15 protein-coding genes are annotated in these 19,888 nt (G+C 72.7%); 9 read left to right on the forward strand and 6 right to left on the reverse strand.

What is annotated here, in order from left to right; genetic code table 11:
* Positions 1-82 precede the first annotated feature (82 nt).
* Positions 83-1,657: a bifunctional hydroxymethylpyrimidine kinase/phosphomethylpyrimidine kinase gene (locus tag ATC03_RS16955; protein WP_227820145.1), complete on the forward strand. Its 1,575-nt coding sequence runs from the start codon at positions 83-85 to the stop codon at positions 1,655-1,657.
* 125 nt (positions 1,658-1,782) lie between these two features.
* Here the strand turns inward: ATC03_RS16955 and ATC03_RS16960 are convergent, their stop codons facing one another.
* Positions 1,783-2,571, reverse strand: a complete 789-nt coding sequence (locus ATC03_RS16960) for a transglutaminase-like domain-containing protein (RefSeq protein ID WP_067882488.1) — start codon at positions 2,569-2,571, stop codon at positions 1,783-1,785.
* Between the two features lie 139 nt (positions 2,572-2,710).
* On the opposite strand from ATC03_RS16960, the gene ATC03_RS16965 reads away from it, so the two are divergent.
* From ATC03_RS16965 to ATC03_RS16995, 7 genes are all read left to right on the forward strand, one after another.
* Positions 2,711-3,370 (forward strand): SDR family oxidoreductase, encoded by a 660-nt coding sequence (locus ATC03_RS16965; RefSeq protein ID WP_067879687.1) that lies wholly within the window; start codon positions 2,711-2,713, stop codon positions 3,368-3,370.
* A gap of 4 nt (positions 3,371-3,374) precedes the next feature.
* Positions 3,375-4,406 (forward strand): FUSC family protein, encoded by a 1,032-nt coding sequence (locus tag ATC03_RS16970; RefSeq protein ID WP_067879689.1) that lies wholly within the window; start codon positions 3,375-3,377, stop codon positions 4,404-4,406.
* On the forward strand, positions 4,406-7,351 hold the full coding sequence (locus ATC03_RS16975; protein ID WP_067879692.1) for an aminotransferase: 2,946 nt from the start codon (positions 4,406-4,408) through the stop codon (positions 7,349-7,351). The genes ATC03_RS16970 and ATC03_RS16975 overlap by 1 nt, the downstream gene beginning before the upstream one ends.
* A gap of 132 nt (positions 7,352-7,483) precedes the next feature.
* Positions 7,484-8,398 (forward strand): tryptophan-rich sensory protein, encoded by a 915-nt coding sequence (locus ATC03_RS16980; protein ID WP_227820146.1) that lies wholly within the window; start codon positions 7,484-7,486, stop codon positions 8,396-8,398.
* Between the two features lie 32 nt (positions 8,399-8,430).
* Positions 8,431-10,080 (forward strand): alpha/beta hydrolase, encoded by a 1,650-nt coding sequence (locus ATC03_RS16985; protein WP_067879695.1) that lies wholly within the window; start codon positions 8,431-8,433, stop codon positions 10,078-10,080.
* Positions 10,081-10,133: 53 nt separating this feature from the next.
* The gene (locus ATC03_RS16990) at positions 10,134-11,252 is read left to right on the forward strand and encodes a DUF2207 domain-containing protein (protein WP_067879697.1); all 1,119 of its coding nucleotides are present in this window, start codon (positions 10,134-10,136) and stop codon (positions 11,250-11,252) included.
* A complete protein-coding gene (locus tag ATC03_RS16995) occupies positions 11,249-12,007 on the forward strand; it encodes an alpha/beta hydrolase family protein (protein WP_084003580.1) in 759 nt (252 codons plus the stop codon). Before ATC03_RS16990 ends, ATC03_RS16995 begins: the two co-directional genes overlap by 4 nt.
* A gap of 41 nt (positions 12,008-12,048) precedes the next feature.
* On the opposite strand, the gene ATC03_RS17000 is transcribed toward ATC03_RS16995, so the two are convergent.
* On the reverse strand, positions 12,049-14,325 hold the full coding sequence (locus ATC03_RS17000) for an ATP-binding cassette domain-containing protein (protein WP_067879700.1): 2,277 nt from the start codon (positions 14,323-14,325) through the stop codon (positions 12,049-12,051).
* Positions 14,326-14,377: 52 nt separating this feature from the next.
* Between ATC03_RS17000 and ATC03_RS17005 the strand changes: the two genes are divergently transcribed.
* Entirely contained in the window at positions 14,378-15,994 is a 1,617-nt protein-coding gene (locus ATC03_RS17005) for a molybdopterin-dependent oxidoreductase (protein WP_179947888.1), read from the forward strand.
* A 288-nt stretch (positions 15,995-16,282) separates the two neighbouring features.
* On the opposite strand, the gene ATC03_RS19870 is transcribed toward ATC03_RS17005, so the two are convergent.
* The 4 genes from ATC03_RS19870 to ATC03_RS20645 form a co-directional block, all read right to left on the reverse strand.
* Positions 16,283-16,585 (reverse strand): GIY-YIG nuclease family protein, encoded by a 303-nt coding sequence (locus ATC03_RS19870; protein ID WP_074401086.1) that lies wholly within the window; start codon positions 16,583-16,585, stop codon positions 16,283-16,285.
* Between the two features lie 291 nt (positions 16,586-16,876).
* On the reverse strand, positions 16,877-18,658 hold the full coding sequence (locus ATC03_RS17010; RefSeq protein ID WP_067879703.1) for an amidase: 1,782 nt from the start codon (positions 18,656-18,658) through the stop codon (positions 16,877-16,879).
* Positions 18,655-19,695, reverse strand: a complete 1,041-nt coding sequence (locus ATC03_RS17015; protein WP_067879706.1) for an agmatine deiminase family protein — start codon at positions 19,693-19,695, stop codon at positions 18,655-18,657. Before ATC03_RS17015 ends, ATC03_RS17010 begins: the two co-directional genes overlap by 4 nt.
* Complete coding sequence (locus ATC03_RS20645) at positions 19,692-19,862, reverse strand: hypothetical protein (protein ID WP_156997167.1); 171 nt, start codon at positions 19,860-19,862, stop codon at positions 19,692-19,694. The genes ATC03_RS17015 and ATC03_RS20645 overlap by 4 nt, the downstream gene beginning before the upstream one ends.
* Positions 19,863-19,888 lie beyond the last annotated feature (26 nt).

Below are 19,888 nucleotides of genomic sequence, written 5' to 3' on the forward strand. Positions count from 1 at the left end.
GAATCCCGTTCGCGCGCCGGAATCCCCGGCGGCCGGGATTCCGACGCGACAACGGGATTCCGCGACGCGGGCCGAGCGCCGGGTGCCGCGCGTGCTCAGCATCGCGGGCAGCGACCCGTCGGGCGGCGCCGGCATCCAGGCCGACCTCAAGTCGATCGCAGCCGTCGGCGGCTACGGCATGTCGGCGATCACCGCGCTCACGGCGCAGAACACCCGCGGGGTGCGCGGCGTGCACGTGCCGCCGGCCGAGTTCCTCGCGGCGCAGCTCGATGCGATCAGCGACGACATCACGATCGACGCCGTGAAGATCGGCATGCTCGCGAACGCCGAGGTCATCGCGGTCGTCGCGGACTGGCTGCGGCGCACGGCCGTGCCGATCGTGGTGCTCGACCCGGTCATGGTCGCGACGAGCGGCGACCGACTGCTCGACCCCGAGGCCGAGCGGGCGCTCCGCGACCTGCTGCCGCTCGCCGATCTCATCACGCCGAATCTGCTCGAGCTCGCGGTGCTCGCGAATGCAGTCGCGGGCGCGGAAGATGGCGCGCGAACCGGCGATGGCGCGGGCGCGGGCGATGCGTCCGCCGACGCCGCACCCACCATCGCCCCGGCCACGACGTGGGCCGAGGCGATCGCACAGGCGCAGGCGGTCTCGGCGGCGACCGGCGCACGCGTGCTCGCGAAGGGCGGACACCTGCCGGGCGGCGACGCACCCGACGCACTCGTGCACGCGGCATCCGCCACCGTCATCGAGTTCGGCGGCGAGCGCATCGCGACCACCGCGACGCACGGCACCGGATGCTCGCTCTCGTCGGCGGTCGCGACGCTGCAGGCCGAGCTCGGCGACTGGGAGGCCGCGATCGGCGAGGCCCGCCGATGGCTGCGCGAGTCGCTGCGGCAGGGCGAGGCGCTCGAGGTCGGCGGCGGACACGGCCCGGTGAGCCACTTCGCCGGACTCTGGTCGCGCGGCGGCCTCCGCACCGCGCCGACCCCCGCCGAGATCGCCGACGAGTGGTGGAACGGCATCGCCGACGTGCGGGCGGCGATCGACGACCTGCCGTTCATCCGCGCCCTCGCCGACGGCACCCTCGAACGCGAGCCGTTCCTCGGCTACCTCGCGCAGGACGCCCTCTACCTGCGCGACTACGCCCGCGTGCTCGCCGAGGCGTCGCGTCTGGCTCCGGATGCCGCTGGCCAGGCGTTCTGGGCGAACTCGGCGCACGGATCGCTCGTCGGCGAACTCGAGCTGCACACGTCGTGGCTGGAGGGCGCCGGTGGCACTGCCGGCACCGGCGTCTTCACCGCAGAGCCCGATGCCGCGACGACCGCCTACCTCGACCACCTGCTCGCGACGGGCGCACGCGGCGACTACGCCGTGCTGGCCGCTGCCGTGCTGCCCTGCTTCTGGATCTACGTCGACCTCGGCGAGCGGCTCGCGGCGGGCGGGTTCGGTCAACGGGCGCTCGACCCCGGGCATCCGTACGCGTCGTGGCTCGAGACGTACGCCGACCCGGCGTTCGCCGTGGCCACGCGCGAGGCGATCGAGCTCGTGACGCGGGAGGCCGCCGCCGCGACGCCCGAGCGCCGGGAGGCCATGCGCCGCGCCTTCCGCACGTCGTCCGAGCACGAGCTCGCGTTCTTCGCCGCCCCGCTCGGGTAGCCCGGCACCCCGTCCGTCCTCGCGATGCAGGAGATCAGGACCCACGCACTCCTCACACCGAGGATGGGTCCCGATCTCCTGCATCTCGGCAGGCGCAGCGTGCCCCGCGATCAGGCGGGCGCGCCTCAGCGCAGCTCGACCAGCTCGCCGATGTCGTCGAAGGGAAGCACGTCGGCGGTCGCCGTCACCGTGATCGCGTCGAGGCGCACGGCGCCGCCGTACGAGCTGAGGAACGCGGTGTCGGCGGCATCGCGGCCGGTCGAGATGCGCAGCAGCGTCGAGCGCGGAGCCAGCGCGGTCGCGTCGACGACGTGCCACGCGCCCTCGACGTGCGCCTCGGCCACGGCGTGGAAGTCCATCGGGTCGAGGCCCGGCGCGTAGACCGCCGCCAGGCGCGCCGGCACGTCGAGCGCGCGCAGCAGCGCGATCACGAGGTGCGCGTAGTCGCGGCACACGCCCTGCCGGGCGAGCAGCGTCTGCACCGCGCCGTCGGTGGGTCCGCTCGATCCCGGAACGTAGGCGAGGCGCGTGCCCACCCACGACGACACGGCGTCGAGCAGCGCGTGCCCCTCGAGGCCCGCGAACTCGGCGACGGCCGTGGCTCCCAGCCAGTCGGACTCGCAGTACCGGCTCGGCCGCAGGTACTCCACGAGATCGAGCGGGCGGCTCGATCCGGGGGCGGCCGGGCCGTCGACGGTGGCCGAGTAGGCCAGCGAGAGTGCGCCGGCGGGCGCCTCGACGACGTGCAGGCGGCTGCCCGCGGCATCCGCGAGTTCGAGCGCGGGCACCTCGACGCCGTTCGCGAGCAGCTCGAGCCGCTCGTCGGCGGCCCCGCCGGCCACCGCGACCATGAACACGAGCCGGGCTGGATCGTCGATGCTCAGGTCGATTCGGGCTGAGACGGTTCGCTGCATGGCCATGGGTGCCCCGGTTCATCGTCGTCGCAGGAGGACGTGCCGAGCGGCACCCGCCCAGTCTGACCCCTGGCACGCCGGATCGGAAGCTTCGGCCCACCCGGTTGCGCCGTCGGCGGCATCCGCGTTGACTGGGGGCATGCGCGTCGTCATCGCCGGAGGTCACGGCAAGATCGCCCTCATCCTCGAACGCCTGCTCGCCGACGGCGGGCACGAGCCCGTCGCACTGATCCGCAACGCCGACCACGCGGCCGACGTGACGGCCGCCGGGGCGGTGCCGGTCGTGCTCGACCTCGAGGCGGCATCCGCCGACGAGGTCGCCGCCGTGCTCGCGGGCGCCGACGCCGTCGTCTTCGCGGCGGGAGCCGGCCCCGGCAGCACCGCCGAGCGCAAGCTCACCGTCGACCGCGACGGCGCGATCCTGCTCGCCGACGCCGCGCGTGCCGCAGGCGTGCCCCGCATCGTCGTGATCTCGGCCATGCGCACCGACGACTTCGACGCGGCATCCGACGACGTGTTCCAGGTATACCTGCGCGCCAAGAGCGAGGCGGATGCCGCGGTGCGCGCCAGCGGCCTCGACTACACGATCGTGCGGCCGGGCGGACTGACCGACGAACCGCCGACGGGGCTCGTGGCCGCCGACACCACGTTGCCGCGGGGCTCGGTGAGCCGGGCGGATGTCGCGGCGACCGTCGCCGAGGTGCTCACGTCCGGTGCGGCCTCGCGCATGCAGTTCGAGCTCACTGAAGGCGGGTTGCCGATCGTGGGCGCGCTCGCAGCACTCCCCGATCCAGCCTGAGCCGATGTCCGTCCTCGCCAACCTGCGGACGTCCCGGCGCCTGCCGGTGCTGCAGGTCCTGAAGACCTCGGTCGCGACGATCGCCGCCTGGCTCATCGCGGGTGCCCTGATTCCGGCGCAGCTGCCGGTGTTCGCCGCGATCGCGGCCCTGCTCGTGGTGCAGCCGAGCGTCAACCAGTCGCTCGGCAAGGGCATCGAACGCTCCATCGGCGTGCTGCTCGGCGTCATCGTCGCGTCGGCGCTGGCGTTCGCGTTCGGCGCGTACTCGTGGGTCGTGCTCGTCGCGGTGCTCATCGCGATGCTCATCGCGTGGGCACTCAAGATGGCGCCGGCGACCGGCAATCAGGTCGCGATCTCGGCCATGCTGACGCTCGCGCTCGGTGCGGCGACGCCGAACTACGCGCTCGACCGGGTGCTCGAGACGGTGATCGGCGCCGCGATCGGCATCATCGTGAACGCGGCCATCGTGCCGCCCGTGGCGATCGCCCCCGCCAGACGCGAGGCGGCACTGCTCGGCAGCGAGCTCGCGGCATCCGCTGATCGCCTGGCCGCGGCCCTCGAGACGGAGCAGTCGCGCCCCCAGATCGAAGCGCTCATGATCGAGGCACGGTTGCTTCGCCCGGTGCGCGACGCGGCGGTCGACGCGATCGCGGCCGGCACCGAGTCGCTCACGCTGAACCCCCGCCGCTCGGCGCACCGCGAAGAGCTCGCGCAGCTCGGCTCCCTGATCGACCAGCTCAACCCGATCGTCACGCAGCTCATCGGCATGACACGCGCGTTCGCCGACCGCTACGACGCCTCGCTGCACGATGAACCCACGGTGAAGGCGATCGCCGAGCAGTTGCACCGCGTCGCCCACGACATCCGCCTGGCGGCCCGGGTGGCGGAGCCCGAGCCCGAACCGATGACCTCGATGGTGCCCGCGCTCACGTCGGCCCTCGTCGTGCGGCCCCCGACCTCGTCGCACTGGATCCTGATCGGGTCGCTGCTCGAAGACCTGCGCCGCATCAGAGAAGAACTCGGAGCCGAAGCCTGATGGACGATCATCACCCGAAGCCGCGAGGCTTCGACTTCTTCGGCGCCGACGACCTGCCCGCGCCGAACCTGCCCGCCGCCGAGGTCGCCGCCATCCTGCGCGAGCACTGGGGCCTCGACGTCGAGCTGGAGTCGCTCGGCAGCCAGCAGGACCAGAACTTCCTCGCGGTGCGCGTGTTCACGGCGGCGGGCTCCTTCTCGGCGAAGAGCCCGGTCGGCGTCGTGAAGATCACGAATCCGGCCTTCACGGCGACGGAGCTCGCCGCGCAGGACGCCGCCGCCTCGCGCATCGCGGCGCACGCCCCGACGCTCCGCATCGCGACCACGACGACGGATGCCGCGGGCCGCCCGCGCTCGATCGTCGCCGAGACGAGCGAGGGGCCGCTCGGCATTCGGCTCATCGCCTTCCTCGGCGGCGGAACCCTGCACGGCAACGCCTACCTCTCGCCGCAGACGGTCTCGCGGATGGGTGAACTGGCCGCGCACGTGAGCCTCGCACTCGCGGGGTTCGAGCACGACGGTCTCGACCGCGTGCTGCAGTGGGACCCCCGGTTCGCCGACCGCGTCGTCGAGCGCATCGCCCCCCACCACCCCGACGCCGCCAAGCGCGAGCGGGTGACGGATGCCGCGGCCGCCGCTTGGGCCGAGCTCACCGCCCTCGCGGGCGACCTGCCGCTGCAGGCCGTGCACCTGGATCTCACCGACGACAACGTCGTGCGCGCGACCGGGGAGGGCGCCGGCGGCGGCCTGCCCGACGGGCTCATCGACTTCGGCGACGTGACCCGCTCATGGGCCGTCGCCGAGCTCGCCATCACGATCTCGTCGGTGCTGCACCACGCGGGCGCCGAGCCGGCCTCGGTGCTGCCCGCGATCCGCGCGTTCCACGCGCTGCGCCCGCTCTCGCCGGCCGAGGTCGCGGCGATCTGGCCGCTCGTCGTCGTGCGCGGCGCCGTGCTCGTCGTCAGCGGCGAGCACCAAGTGCAACTCGACGGCGGCGAGAACGCGTATGCCGCCGACGGCATCGATCGCGAGTGGCGCATCTTCGAGCAGGCCGTCTCGGCGCCCACGGCCGTCATGACGGCGCTGATCGCGACCGATCTCGGGGTGGAGCTGCCGGTCCACGAGGCCGCGCCGGGCACCTTCGGGGTTCGGTTGCTCGACCTCGACCCCTCGGCGGCCGTGCGACTCGACGTCTCCCCCGAGTCGGATTCCGTCGACGCCGGGGCATGGCTCGACCCCGATCTCGAGGAGCGCCTCGCGCTCGCCGCGCTCGACGCCGGCGCGCCCGCCGCCTGGCTCCCGCGTGCGACGCCCCGCCTGACCGAGGGCCGCATCCGCTCGGCGGCGTCGTCGGCCACGATCCCGACGGGCATCGACGTGTGGTTCGCCGACGACCGGCAGCTCGAGATGGTCGAATCGCGCTCGGCCGACCTGCGACTCGTGGTCGAGGTGGCGCCCACCATGGCTGGCGCGGGCCGGCCAGACCAGGCCGCCGCCGCGCTGCCGCGGCGCACCCGCATCCGCATCCGCGTCGAGCGCGCCGACGGCCCCGCTGTGCCGCACCTCGTGCGCCCCGAGTACGCGGCGGGGTGGCTCGCGCAGACGCTCGACCCCGCGCCGATGCTCGGGCTCGCGGCATCCGCTCGCCCGAACTCTCCCGAAGAGAACGCGACCCTGCTCGCCCGTCGTACGGCGAGCTTCGCCGAGGTGCAGGAGCACTACTACGAGGCGCCGCCGCGCATCGAGCGGGGGTGGCGCGAGCACCTCGTCGGCGTCGACGGCCGCGTGCACCTCGACATGGTCAACAACGTGACGCCGCTCGGGCACGGGCACGTGGGCGTCGCCGACGCCGTGAGCCGGCAACTGCGTCGGCTCAACACGAACTCCCGGTTCCACTACGGCGCCGTGGTCGAGTACGCCGAGCGGCTCGCGGCGCTCTCGCCCGACCCGCTCGACACCGTGTTCCTCGTGAACTCGGGCTCCGAGGCGACCGACCTCGCGGTCCGCGTTGCGCTCGCGGCCACCGGCCGGCGCGACGTCGTCGCGATCCTCGAGGCCTACCACGGGTGGACCTACGCGTCCGATGCCGTGAGCACCTCGGTCGCCGACAACCCGAACGCGCTCGAGACCCGGCCCGACTGGGTGCACGGCGTCGACGCGCCGAACCCGTTCCGCGGGGTGCATCGGGGGGCGGATGCCGCGCGCTACGCGCCCGAGGCCGCGGCGGCGATCGCCCGGCTCGCCGCCGACGGGCGCCCACCCGCCGCCTTCATCGCCGAGACGTTCTTCGGCAACGCCGGCGGCATCCCGCTGCCCGACGGCTACCTCGCCGAGGTCTACGCGGCCGTGCGCGCGGCCGGCGGACTCGCGATCGCCGACGAGGTGCAGGCCGGCTTCGGCCGCCTCGGGCACTGGTTCTGGGGCTTCGAGCAGCAGGGCGTCGTGCCCGACGTCATCGCCGTCGCCAAGGCGGCCGGCAACGGCTACCCGCTCGGCGCGGTCATCACCACGCGCGAGATCGCGGCCCGGTTCCGCAGCCAGGGGTACTTCTTCTCGTCGACGGGCGGCAGCCCCGCCTCCAGCGTCGCCGGGCTCGCCGTGCTCGACGCGTTCCGCGACGAGGGCCTGCAGCGCAACGCGCTCGAGGTCGGCACGCGACTCAAGCACCGTCTCGAAGAGCTCGCCACGCGGCATCCGCTCATCGGAGCCGTGCACGGGCTCGGCCTCTACCTCGGCGTCGAGTTCGTGCGCGACCGTGCGACCCTCGAGCCCGCGACGGCCGAGACGGCGGCGATCTGCGACCGCCTGCGCGAGCTCGGCGTGATCATGCAGCCGACGGGCGACCACCAGAACGTGCTGAAGACGAAGCCGCCGCTCTGCCTCGACGACGACTCGGCCGACTTCTTCGTCGCAATGCTCGACCGGGTGCTGACCGAGGGCTGGTAGCCCGATCGAGGCGCCGTCGACCGGCGCTTGTCAACCCCCTCCGCGTCGTACGAAGGTTCGATGCGGGCCGTCCTGGGCGTCCCTAGGGTGGAGGAATCCACCGGGATCCGAACGACGACGGCAGGGGCAGCGATGACGAACGAACGAACGGGCAGCACCGCCCCCGAACGCGCGGCGGGCGCATCCGCCTCGCCCGACCGGCCGGCCTCCGGCGCTCCGTCGGGCAACGACCTCACCAGGCAGCTGGTCGTCGCGATCAGCGCGGTGATCGCGGTCGTCGGGTCGTTCATCGGCTCGGGCGCGGCGGGCGGCCAGCAGGTCCAGGATGCCGCGGGCGGCGCCCTCGGCGCCGATGCCACGCTCGTGGCACCGGGCGGTGGTGCGTTCAGCATCTGGTCGCTCATCTACTTCGGGCTGCTCGCCTACGCCGTCTGGCAGTTCCTGCCGGCCCAGCGCACCGACGAGCGGCACCGACGGCTCGGCCCATGGGTCGCGGCCTCGTTGCTGCTGAACGCCGCGTGGATCCTCAGCATCCAGTTCGACCTGCTGTGGCTGAGCGTGCCGGTGATCGCGGCGCTGCTCGTGGTGCTCGTCGTGGCGTTCCGCATCGGCCTCGCCCTGCGCCCGAAGAGCATGATCGACGCCCTCGTCACCGACGGCACGATCGGCCTCTACCTCGGGTGGGTCACCGTCGCGACGATCGCGAACATCGCGGCCGTGCTCGTCGCGGCCGGGTTCGACGGCTTCGGGCTGCCGCCCGAGACCTGGTCGGTGACGCTCGTCGCCGTCGCCGGACTCGTGGGCATGGCCCTCGCCGTCTGGGACCGCGGGCGGATCGCTCCGACGCTCTCGCTCACTTGGGGCCTCGCATGGATCGCGGTCGCCCGACTCACCGACGAACCCTCGTCCGTGGTGACCGGCATCGCGGCGATCATCGCCGTCGTCGCCGTGCTCCTCACGACGGTCGCGATGCGGATCGTGGCGATGCGCGGGGCGGGCTGGCGCCATGCCGCCGGGCGCGATCCGAGCGCGCCGAGCACGCACTGAGTCGCGACGGAGCCCGCGGGTAGGCTGCCGGAATGCACGCTCGCACGTTCCGCCGGGGCGATCGCACGATCGTCATCCACGAGACGGCCCTCGTCGTCGATGCGGGCGTCCCAGCAGGCGTCGATGCGCGCGGCGACGCGGGTGGCGAGGCATCCGATCCCGCTTCCACGCCTCCGCCCACGTACGTGCTCGTGCACGGCCTCGGCATGGCGGCCGAGTACTGGGGCGACCTCGGCGAGCGCCTCTCCGCCTCCGGGCGGGTGCTCGCACTCGACCTTCCCGGCTTCGGCGAGTCGCCGGAGCCCACCCGGGTGCTCACCGTTCCCGAGACGGCCGACCTCGTCGCCGAACTCCTGCGGACGGATCGCATCGCGCACCCGGTGCTCGTTGGGCACTCGATGGGCGCGCAGGTCGTCGCGGACCTCGCGGCGCGGCATCCGGAACTCGTCGAACGCATCGTGCTCATCGGCCCGTCGGTGAACCCGCGCGAGCGCTCACGTCGCCGGCAGACGGCCCGCCTGCTGCAGGACGTCGCCATCATGGATCCGATCGCCTTCGCCCGCGGCGCCGGAGCCATGGCCGAGGCCGGGCTGCCCTGGGTGCTCGCGAACCTCCGGCCCGCGCTCGAGCACCGTCTCGAGCGCGTGATGCCGCACGTGCGCGCCGAGGTGCTCGTCGTGCGCGGCGAGGACGACCGCGTCGTGCCGCGCTTCTGGGCCGAGGCCGTCGCGAGCCTCGCGCCGCATGCGCGGTACGACGAGGTGCCCGGGCGAGGGCACGAGGTCGTCGCCCGCGACACCCGCGGACTCGCGGAGCTCGTCGTCGCCCACGCACGTGGCGGTCACCCCGGTCGACTCCTCGCACCGTACGAACGCCGCATCGCCCTTTCGAGGTCGTTCGGCGGCGGCACGACCACGCGCGCGGGGTGGGTGCTGCGCGACTACGGCTACGGCATCCGGTGGCGGCTCGCCCAGCTCGTCGCCGGCGCACCGCCCGAGCGCTGGCGCGACGGCGACCCCGCACTGCCCGACATCGTGCTCGTGCCCGGCGTGCACGAGCACTGGAGCTTCCTCACCGGACTCGCCGACGCGCTCAACCGGGCCGGGCACCGCATCACGATCGTGCACGGCCTCGGCATGAACCGGCGCCCGGTTCCCGACACCTCACGACGTCTGCAGCGAGCGCTCGCACGGGTCGCCGCACCGCCCGCCGGGCGCGTGATCGTGGCGCACAGCAAGGGCGGGCTCATCGCCAAGCACCTGCTCACCGACGTCGTGCGCGGGTCGGGACCGGTCGGTGCATCCGCCGACGAGCGGCTCGACGTGCGCGGGGCGGTCACGCTCGCGTCGCCGTACGCGGGCTCGCTGCGTGCCCGCTGGTTCCTCGACCCGAGCATGCGCGCGTTCCTCCCGACCGATGCCACCATCGTCGAACTGCAGCGCGACGCGGAGGTGAACTCGCGCATCGTGTCGATCTTCGGCACGCTCGACGCGCACGTCACCGAGGGGAGTGCGCTCGCGGGAGCGACGAACGTCATCGTGCCCGCCGCAGGGCACTTCCGGCTCACGGGCTCGGCGGCCGCGCATCGCGCCGCCGTCGAGGGTGTGGCCGCGCTCGCGGGTGGACGTCTCGCACCGCTCGCGCCATCGTCGACTGCTCCGGCCGAGCCCGTCACACCCTGACGCAGGGCACGGTTCTCCCGCGGGACATCCGCACCGATCCCTAGACTGAGCGCGTGCTCGCCACCGTCATCCTGCTCGCCGTCGCCCCAGCGCTCGTCATCTTCGCGCTCGGCGTCGTCGCACGCATCGTGTCACGGCAGCCCGTGCGCTCCCTCGTCGTGCAGTACACCCGCGCCCGCGGGGCGTCGGTGCTGCACGACGCGCTCCTCGTCGAGGCCGACCGACGCGCAGCCGCGGCGGTGCTCGTCGACCTCGCCGTGTCCCGTCGCATCCGCATCCTCGCGAGCGAGGGCCGGCGCGAGCCGATCGGCGTCGAGCTGCGCGCGGGCGGCGTGTTCACCGACGACGAGTTCGCGGTGCTCGAGGCGATCTTCGGACCCGAGCACACGAATGAGCGCCTGCGCCGGTTCTCGTCGGATCGACGCGCGCTGGCAGCCCGACTCAAGGGGGTGGTGCGCGACGCCCACTACGCACTCGCCCGCGCCGGACTCGTCGCCGCAGCCCGCGTGACCTGGCCCGGCACGACCCTCACGGTGCTCGCCTACCTCGGCATGCTCGTCGAGGCGCTGTTCTTGGTCGCGTCGCTCGGGGCCGGCGACTGGCCCGCCCTCATCGCGACCCTCGTCGCCCTGGCCGTCACGATCGCGACCATCATCGTCACCCCGGCCTCCTGGCGTCGCTTCCTCCCCCCGGCGCGCGAACCGCGCGAACATCTCGACGGTCTGCGCCGGTACCTCCATCTCGCCGAGGCCGACCGCCTCCGCGCGCTGCAGTCCCCGGCAGGGGCGCAGCTCGTGCCCATCACGCAGCCGACGGATGCCGCGGCTCCCGTCGCCGCGTCGAGCACGCTCGCGGCCTCCGATGCCCTCGCACGGTTCCACCTGCACGAACGCCTGCTGCCCTATGCGGTGCTGTTCGGCGTGGAACAGGCGTGGATCACCGCACTGCGACTCGACCTCGCGACGCTCGATCGCACCAAGCGCGACACGCTCGCCGACCTCGCCGACGGCACCGCAGAGGCCGCGGAACTCGCGGTGCACCTCGACGCGCTGAGCGTGCTCGTCGCGCACGTGCCGCGGCTCGCGATGAACCTCGGCGCGCTCGTCGACGCGAAGGGCGCCGTCATCGACCTCGCCGACAGCGTCGGCGACCTGTTCCGGATCATCGAATGACCGACGAGGCCGTGCGCATCGACGTCACCCGAGCGACGGATGCCGCGGGCGCGCGCATCACCGACGCCTCGGGCCTGCTCGGCGGCGTGTCCTCCGTGGCAGGGCGCTCGGGCCGTCCCGCCGACGCCTGGGCGACCCTCGTCATCGCGCACGGTGCGGGCACGGGCCTGGAGCATCCGTTCCTCGAGGGATTCGCCACGGCCGTGCAGGGTCTCGGCGTCGCGACGCTGCGGTTCGACTTCCCGTACCGCGAGGCCGGACGCAAGTTCCCCGACCGCGCGCCCGTGGCGATCGCGACCTGGCGCGCCGCGGTCGAGTTCGCACGGGCCCGGTCGACCGAGGCCGGCGCACCCGACGAGCCGATCTGGGTGTCGGGCAAGTCCTTCGGCGGCCGCATGGCGTCGATGGCCGTCGCCGAGGGCATGCCCGCCGCCGGACTCGCATTCCTCGGCTACCCGCTGCACCCGCCCGGACGCCCCGAGAAGGCCCGCACCGAGCACCTGCCCGACGTGGCCGCCCCGATGCTGTTCCTGCAGGGACGAAACGACCCGTTCGCCGCCCCGAACGACCAGCTCGACGACCTCGTCGCCGGCCTCCGTCTGGAACGCGGTTCGACAGGTGCCGCGATCGCACTGGAGTGGATCGCCGACGCCAACCACTCGTTCGAGGTCAAGGGACGCAAGCGCCCGGCGCACGAGATCGGGGCCTCGCTCGCGGCATCCGTCGTCGACTTCATGCGGGCGAACCCCGCCTGACCGCGCGCCGCGGCGTAACCGCTCGGCTCGGCTCGGCTCGATCAGGCTCCGACGTAGGCCGCCAGGTGCGTCGCCGTGAGCGTGGCCGCGTCGGTCTTCGCCGAGGCGACGAGGTCGGCGGGCGTGCCCTCGAACACGATGCGGCCGCCGTCGCGCCCGGCACCCGGGCCGAGGTCGATGATCCAGTCGGCGTGCGCCATGACGGCCTGGTGGTGCTCGATGACGATGACCGAGTTGCCGTCGGCGACGAGACGGTCGAGCAGCGCGAGCAGGCGATCGACGTCGGCCAGGTGCAGGCCGGTCGTGGGCTCGTCGAGCACGTAGATCGTGCCCTTCTTCGCCATGTTGATCGCGAGCTTGAGGCGCTGCCGCTCGCCACCCGAGAGCGTGTTGAGCGCCTGCCCGAGGCCGAGGTAGCCGAGCCCGACGTCGGAGAGCCGCTGCAGGATGACCCTGGCGGTCTTGTCGGTGAGGTACTCGAGCGCCGCGTCGACCGAGAGCGCGAGTACCTCGGCGATGTTGAGGCCGTTGAGCCGGTACTCGAGCACCTCGGCCGTGAACCGCTTGCCGCCGCATTCCTCGCAGACGCTCGAGACGGTCGACATCGGACCGAGTTCGACGAACACCAGCCCGATGCCCTTGCAGTTCGGGCATGCGCCCTCGGAGTTCGCGCTGAAGAGGGCCGGCTTCACGCCGTTCTCTTTCGCGAACGCCTTGCGGATCGTGTCGAGCAGGCCCGTGTACGTCGCGGGGTTCGACCGGATCGACCCGCGGATGGGCGACTGGTCGACCACGACGACCTGGTCGTGCCGCGGCACGTTGCCGTGGATGAGCGAGGACTTGCCCGAGCCGGCGACGCCGGTGACGACCGTGAGCACGCCGAGCGGGATGTCGACGTCGACCCCGGTCAGGTTGTGCTGCGTCGCCCCCCTGATCTCGAGGGCTCCCTTCGGCGCTCGCACCGTGTCGCGCAACGTCGCCCGGTGGTCGAGGTGCCGGCCCGTCAGGGTGCCGGAGGCGCGCAGCCCGTCGAGGTCGCCCTCGAAGCAGATCTGCCCGCCGTGCGAGCCCGCGCCCGGGCCGAGGTCGACGATGTGGTCGGCGATCTCGATGACCTCGGGCTTGTGCTCGACGACGAGCACGGTGTTGCCCTTGTCGCGAAGTTGCAGGAGCAGCCGGTTCATGCGCTGGATGTCGTGGGGGTGCAGCCCGACGGTCGGCTCGTCGAACACGTAGGTGACGTCGGTGAGGGCCGAGCCGATGTGGCGGATCATCTTGACGCGCTGCGCCTCGCCGCCCGAGAGCGTGCCGGCCGGGCGATCGAGGCTGAGGTAGCCGAGTCCGATCTCGACGAACGACTCGACGTTCTGGCGCAGGTTGGCGATGAGGGGCGCCACGCTCGGGTCGTCGATCTCGGCGGCCCACGCGGCGAGGTCGGAGATCTGCATCGACGAGGCATCCGCGATGTTGATGCCGTTGACCTTCGAGGCGAGGGCCTCGCGATTCAGTCGCGCACCGCCGCATTCGGGGCAGGTCGTGAAGGTGAACGCGCGGTCGACGAACGCGCGGATGTGGGGCTGCAGCGCGTCGCGGTCTTTCGAGCCCATGCTCTTCTGGAGCTTCAGCACGAGACCGTCGTAGGTCATGTTGATGCCCTGCACCTTGACCTTGGTCGGCTCCTTGTAGAGGAAGTCGTGCAGCTCGGTCTCGGTGTAGTCGCGGATCTTCTTGGCGGGGTCGAGGAAGCCGCCCTCGGAGTAGATGCGCACCATCCACCCGTCGGCCGTGTAGCCGGGGATCGTGATGGCGCCCTCGGCGAGCGACTTGTCGCGGTCGAAGAGCGCATCGAGGTCGACGTCGTTGACCACGCCGACGCCCTCGCATCGGGGGCACATGCCCGCGGGCACGTTGAAGCTGAAGTGGAAGCTCGGGCCGACGTAGGGGTCGCCGAGACGTGAGAAGAGGATGCGGAGCAGCGCGTAGACGTCGGTCGCGGTGCCGACGGTCGACCGCGAGTTCGCGCCCATGCGCTCCTGGTCGACGATGATCGCCGCCGAGACGTTGCGCAGGCTGTCGACCTCGGGCCGCGGCTGCGTGGTCATGAACGACTGGATGAACGAGGAGTAGGTCTCGTTGATCAGGCGCTGCGACTCGGCCGCGATGGTGCCGAACACGAGGCTCGACTTGCCCGAGCCCGAGACCCCGGTGAACACGCTGAGCCGGCGCTTCGGGATGTCGAGCGAGATGCCCTGCAGGTTGTTCTCGTGGGCGCCGCGCACCTCGATGAGATCGTGCGCGTCGGCGGTGTGCTCGCTCATGAGATCAGATTCTCACAGGTGCAACCGACATCCGCGCGCGTAGCCTGAGCAGATGGCCGATCGAGGGACGACCCTGGCGAGGTGGTGGCTGCCCGCGGGCGCCGGAGTCGCATCCGTCATCGTCTTCGCCGGGGTGGGCGAACTCGCCGCCGCACTGCTCGCCTCGGCATCGAGCCCGTTCGCCGTGGTCGGGTCGCTGCTCATCGATCTCGCGCCGCCGTGGGCGAAGGACGCCGCGATCGCGCTGTTCGGCACGAACGACAAGGCTGCCCTGCTGGTCGGCATCGCGATCGTGCTGCTCGCGGTGGCCGCGGGCGCCGGGGTGCTCGAAGCGCGCCGTCCCCCGTGGGGCCAGGTGATCTTCTGGGCGTTCGGAGGTGTCGGCGTGCTGGCCGCCATGACGCGTGCGAACGCCTCGATGCTCGCGTTCGCCCCGGCGGCGCTCGCGGCGATCGCCGGGGTCGTCACGTTGCGGCTGCTCATCCGACGACTTCCGAGGTCGGAGGCCGCGACGCCCGTGTCCGGCGCCGGGCTCCCCCGCGCGAGCGGCGAACGCGGCGTCGACGACGACGACGAGCGAGCGGATGCCGCGGGCGCGAGTCCGCTCGATCGCAGGGGCTTCCTCCTCTGGGCGGGCGGCGCCGCCGCGATCGGCGCGCTCGCCGCCGTGGGCGGGTACGCGCTGCAGGCCGGATCCCGCGCGGTCACCGCCGTGCGCCAGGCGATCCGGTTGCCCGACCCGGTGTCGTCGGCGTCGATTCCGGCCGGGGCGGAACTCGACCTCGACGGTCTCTCGACCTACGTGACGCCGAACGCGCAGTTCTATCGCATCGACACGGCGCTCGCGGTGCCGGCCGTCGAGCCCGACGACTGGAGCCTGCGGATCCACGGCGACGTCGAGCAGGAGGTCGTGCTCACGTGGAAGGAGTTGCTCGACCTGCCGCTCGAGGAGTCGGTCACGACGCTCGCCTGCGTGTCGAACGAGGTCGGCGGCGGCCTCATCGGCAACGCGGTGTGGCTGGGCTACCCGATCCGCGAACTGCTCGCGCGCGCGGTGCCCAGCGCTGATGCCGACATGGTGCTCTCCCGCAGCATCGACGGGTTCACGGCCTCGACGCCGCTCGAGGTGCTGCAGGACGACCGCAACGCGATCCTCGCCGTAGGCATGAACGGCGAGCCGCTGCCCGCCGAGCACGGGTTCCCGGTGCGCATGGTCGTGCCCGGGCTCTACGGGTACGTCTCGGCGACGAAGTGGGTGACGGAGCTCGAGGTCACGCGGTTCGACGCGGCATCCGCGTACTGGACCGACCGAGGGTGGAGCGAGCGCGGACCGGTCAAGCTGTCGTCGCGCATCGACGTGCCCCGGTCGGGCCAGTCGCTGTCGGCGGGCCCGGTGGTGGTCGCGGGCGTCGCCTGGCACCAGCACGTCGGCGTCGAGGCGGTCGACGTACAGGTCGACGACGGCCCCTGGCAACCCGCCACCCTCGCCGCGGCCGTGTCGGACGACACCTGGGTGCAGTGGCGCTTCGACTGGGACGCGACCTCGGGAGGGCACACCCTGCGCGTGCGCGCGACGGGCGCCGACGGCGAGGTGCAGGTGTCGAAGCAGCAGGGCGTCGTGCCCGACGGCGCCACGGGCCTGGACTCCCGCGACGTGAACGTCGGCTGACGCTCCGGAGCGGCGGTCGTCGTTCCGCTGCTCGAGGAATGCTGGTCGAGGAGCGCCGGCGCGGAGCGTCGATGCCTCTCGAAACCGGGCAGGGGTTTCGAGACGCGTCCGACTCCGTCGGGCGCTCCTCAACCAGCGGAGCAACCAGCGGTCGGGTTTCGAGACGCGTCCGACTCCGTCGGGCGCTCCTCAACCAGCGGGGCAACCAGCGGTCGGGTTTCGAGACGCGTCCGACTCCGTCGGGCGCTCCTCAACCAGCGGAGCTCTCCTCAACGGGCGGGGCGCTCCTCAACCGGCGGGGCGCGTTTCGCGTCGGCGCCGTCTCGCCGAAAGCCGCGGAAGGTCGCTCATGCGACCTTCGATGAGTGCTCGGCGCTTGGCGCGGCTCCACCCCTGCACCCGCTTCTCCATGGCGTACGCCTCGTCGATCCGTTCGAACTCCCGGCTGTAGACGAGACGCACCGGCAATCGCCGCCGGGTATAGAGCGCACCTTCTCCACGACGATGCTGCGCGACTCTCCGTTCGAGGTCGAGCGTGCTGCCGACGTAGGTCGTGCCGTCGGCGCATTCCAGGAGATAGACATGCGGCATTCCACGAGGATGACCGGCACCGGTGGGCGCCCCGCGCCTCGGGCCGGAGTCGTGGGCGGATCCATGCCGGCGGCGTCTGTGGAGGAACGCTGGTTGAGGAGCGCCGGCGCGGAGCGGCGACGCGTCTCGAAACCGGGCAGTGGTTTCGAGACGCGTCCGACTCCGTCGGGCGCTCCTCAACCAGCGGGGCAACCAGCGGTCGGGTTTCGAGACGCGTCCGACTCCGTCGGGCGCTCCTCAACCAGCGGGGCGCTCCTCAACCAGCGGGGCGCTCCTCAACCGGCGGGAGACTCAGAGACGCGGGGTGCGCGGCGGCTCGGTGCGGCGGGTTCCCGTCGCCTCGAAGGCCGCGGCGAGGCGCAGCAGCGCCGTGTCGTCGTAGGCACGGCCGGCGAAGGTGAGGCCGACCGGCATCCCGATGTCGGCCATCGTGCCCATGGGCACCGTGACCGTCGGGATGCCGAGGTGCCGCGGCACGAGGTTGCCGTTCGCGACCCACACGCCGTTGCGCCAGCCGAGGTCGGCCGAGGCCTCGTTCACGTCCATGTCCGCCGGGCCGACGTCGGCCGAGGCCGGGAAGACGACGGCATCGAGGCCGAGGTCGTCCATCCAGGCCTCGAGGTCGAGGCGACGCGTCTCCTCGAGTCCGCGCAGGCCCTGCGCGAGCTCGGGGATCTCGGCGACCGAAGCCACGGGGTGCTCGCGCACGTGCGCCGGGTACGTCACGATGTCGTCGTCGAAGCCGACGTACCGGTCGGGCAGGGCGCCCTCGGGGTGCGGGAAGATCCGCTCGCCGTCGACGCCGGCGAGCGACGACAGGTTCGGGTCGCCGTTCGCGGCCAGGAAGTCGTTCCACGACCAGGCCGAGAGATCCACGATCTCGCGGTGCAGGTACTCGGGCGAGACGAGGCCGCGCGTCATGATCGTCGGGGCGCCGATGCGGTCGCCCTCGTAGTTCGACACGACCGGGAAGTCGACCTCGACGACCTCGACGCCCGCGGCCTCCAGGTCGCGTCGCGCGGCCTCCCACAGGTCGATCACCGACGGGCGGGTCTCGATGCGCCGCCCGGTGGATCCGCCGATGCCGGGCTCGCGACCGGGCTCCGCGGTACCCGCCTCGGGATCGGCGTTGACGTACATGCGGGGGATGCCGAAGCGACGGCCCGCGAGCACGGCGCGCGCCGCGTCGAGACGGGCGCCCGAGGCATCCGTCGCGCCCGCGGCATCCGTCACCGCGAGGTCGACGTAGGAATCGGGACGCACGTCGGAGGCCCTCGGGATCTCCACCCACGGCTGCACGCGCCAGAAGTCGCCGCGGGTCTCGGCGTCGTCGGCGACGATCACGTCGAGCACCTCGAGCAGGTCGGCCATGGTGCGCGTGTGCGGCACGACGACGTCCATCGTCGGCACGAGCGGCCAGTTGCCGCGCACCGAGATGACGCCGCGCGAGGGCGTGTACGCGCAGAGCGCGTTGTTCGAGGCGGGCGCGCGTCCGCTCGACCAGGTCTCCTCGCCGAGGCCGAACGCCGCGAACGAGGCCGCGGTCGCCGTGCCGGATCCGTTCGAGGATCCCGAGCCGAACGCGGCCGTCAGGAAGTCGGCGTTGTAGGGGCTCTCGGCGCGTCCGTAGACGCCGCGCTGCATGCCGCCGTTCGCCATCGGCGGCATGTTGGTGAGGCCGATGAGCACCGCACCGGCGCCGCGGAGGCGCTCGATCGTGAACGCGTCGCGCTGGGCCACCAAGTGCTCGAAGGCCGGCGAACCGGCCGCGGCGGTCAGTCCCTTCGCCAGGTAGCTGTCCTTGGCGGTGTAGGGGATGCCGTCGAGCGGCCCGAGCGTCTCGCCGCGCGCGCGGCGCTCGTCGGAGGCGGCCGCGTCGGCACGGGCGCCGGGGTTCGCGACGACGAGCGCGTTCAGCGCGGTCTCCGTTCCGGCGACGTCGTAGGCCGCGATGCGCGCGAGGTACGCGTCGAGCAGCTCGACCGACGTGACCAGGCCCGTCTCGAGCGCGGCGCGCAGCTCGGCGATCGACGCCTCGACGACGTCGAACCCGGCGCCGGAACCGCCGGTCATCGGGCGCTCGGCAGCGACGGCTGCTGCTGGGTGATGCAGTGGATCCCACCGCCGCGCGCGAACAGCGGTCGTGCGTCGACCGTCACGGCCTTGCGGCCCGGGTAGGCCGCTTCGAGGACGTCGCGCGCCGCGGCATCCGCCCGGTCGTCGCCGAAGCCGCACGCGATGACGCCGCCGTTCACGACGAGGTGGTTCACGTAGCTCCAGTCGACGAAGCCCTCGTCGTCGCGGATCGCGGCGGGCGCGGGCAGGTCGAGGATCTCGAACGAGCGGCCCGCGGCATCCGTCTCCTGGGAGAGCTGCGCACGCAGGTCGCGCGTCACCTCGAAGTCGGGGTGCTCGGTCGAGTCCTGGCGGTGCAGGAGCATGCGACCGGGCGAGGCGAGCGTCGCGACGATGTCGACGTGCCCGCTCGTGCCGAAGTCGTCGTAGTCGCGCGTGAGGCCTCGGGACAGCCAGACGGCCTTCGTCGCGCCGATGGTGCGGGCCATCTCGGCCTCCACCCGCGCGCGGTCGGCGTAGGGGTTGCGTCGCGGGTCGAGCTGCACGGTCTCGGTGAGCAGCACGGTGCCCGCGCCGTCGACATGGATGCCGCCGCCCTCGTTCACGAGCACGGAACTCACGAGCTCGGCGCCGACGAGCTCGGCGATGATGCGGGCGTGCTCGGCCGACTTGCGCCACTCCGACCACTCGTGGTCGCCCCAGCCGTTGAAGATCCAGTCGACCGCGCCGAGCACGCCGGGGCGCTCGTCGTCGACCACGAAGGTCGGGCCGTGGTCGCGCATCCAGTACTCGTCGACGGGCGCCTCGACCTGGGTGATGCCGCTGCCGAGCCGCTGCGCGGCGCGCTCGCGCTCGGTCGGGTCGACGAGCATCGTCACGGGCTCGAACTCGGCGACCGCGTGCGCGACGGCGGTCCACGCCGTGTAGGCCTCCTCGTGGTCGGCGGTCGACTCCCCGAGCGTCGTTCCGGCGGTCGGGAACGCCATCCAGGTGCGGTCGTGAGGTGCGGTCTCAGCGGGCATGCGCCAGGTCATTCGTGGGCTCCTTCGATTCGGTCGGATGCCGCGGCATCCGTTTCGATGATCGCAGCGGATGTCGCGGCCGGGCGCTTCGCCGGGTCGCGGCGGATGCGGCCCCTGGCGTGGCGAACCGGGGCTGCGGCGGCGTTGCGGCATCCGGTCGCGGTGGTGGTGTTGCTCATCGTTGAGGACTCTCTGCTGGTCGATC

The sequence above is a fragment of the Agromyces aureus genome, from assembly GCF_001660485.1.
In the GTDB taxonomy this organism is placed as follows: domain Bacteria; phylum Actinomycetota; class Actinomycetes; order Actinomycetales; family Microbacteriaceae; genus Agromyces; species Agromyces aureus.

What these genes read in the sequence shown, in the direction of transcription:
- ATC03_RS16960 (WP_067882488.1), bottom strand. Translation starts at nt 2,571, where the DNA reads ATGCAGCGAACCGTCTCAGCCCGAATCGACCTGAGCATCGACGATCCA.
- ATC03_RS16965 (WP_067879687.1), top strand. Translation starts at nt 2,711, where the DNA reads ATGCGCGTCGTCATCGCCGGAGGTCACGGCAAGATCGCCCTCATCCTC.
- ATC03_RS16970 (WP_067879689.1), top strand. Translation starts at nt 3,375, where the DNA reads ATGTCCGTCCTCGCCAACCTGCGGACGTCCCGGCGCCTGCCGGTGCTG.
- ATC03_RS16975 (WP_067879692.1), top strand. Translation starts at nt 4,406, where the DNA reads ATGGACGATCATCACCCGAAGCCGCGAGGCTTCGACTTCTTCGGCGCC.
- ATC03_RS16980 (WP_227820146.1), top strand. Translation starts at nt 7,484, where the DNA reads ATGACGAACGAACGAACGGGCAGCACCGCCCCCGAACGCGCGGCGGGC.
- ATC03_RS16985 (WP_067879695.1), top strand. Translation starts at nt 8,431, where the DNA reads ATGCACGCTCGCACGTTCCGCCGGGGCGATCGCACGATCGTCATCCAC.
- ATC03_RS16995 (WP_084003580.1), top strand. Translation starts at nt 11,249, where the DNA reads ATGACCGACGAGGCCGTGCGCATCGACGTCACCCGAGCGACGGATGCC.
- ATC03_RS17000 (WP_067879700.1), bottom strand. Translation starts at nt 14,325, where the DNA reads ATGAGCGAGCACACCGCCGACGCGCACGATCTCATCGAGGTGCGCGGC.
- ATC03_RS17005 (WP_179947888.1), top strand. Translation starts at nt 14,378, where the DNA reads ATGGCCGATCGAGGGACGACCCTGGCGAGGTGGTGGCTGCCCGCGGGC.
- ATC03_RS19870 (WP_074401086.1), bottom strand. Translation starts at nt 16,585, where the DNA reads ATGCCGCATGTCTATCTCCTGGAATGCGCCGACGGCACGACCTACGTC.
- ATC03_RS17010 (WP_067879703.1), bottom strand. Translation starts at nt 18,658, where the DNA reads ATGACCGGCGGTTCCGGCGCCGGGTTCGACGTCGTCGAGGCGTCGATC.
- ATC03_RS17015 (WP_067879706.1), bottom strand. Translation starts at nt 19,695, where the DNA reads ATGACCTGGCGCATGCCCGCTGAGACCGCACCTCACGACCGCACCTGG.
- ATC03_RS20645 (WP_156997167.1), bottom strand. Translation starts at nt 19,862, where the DNA reads ATGAGCAACACCACCACCGCGACCGGATGCCGCAACGCCGCCGCAGCC.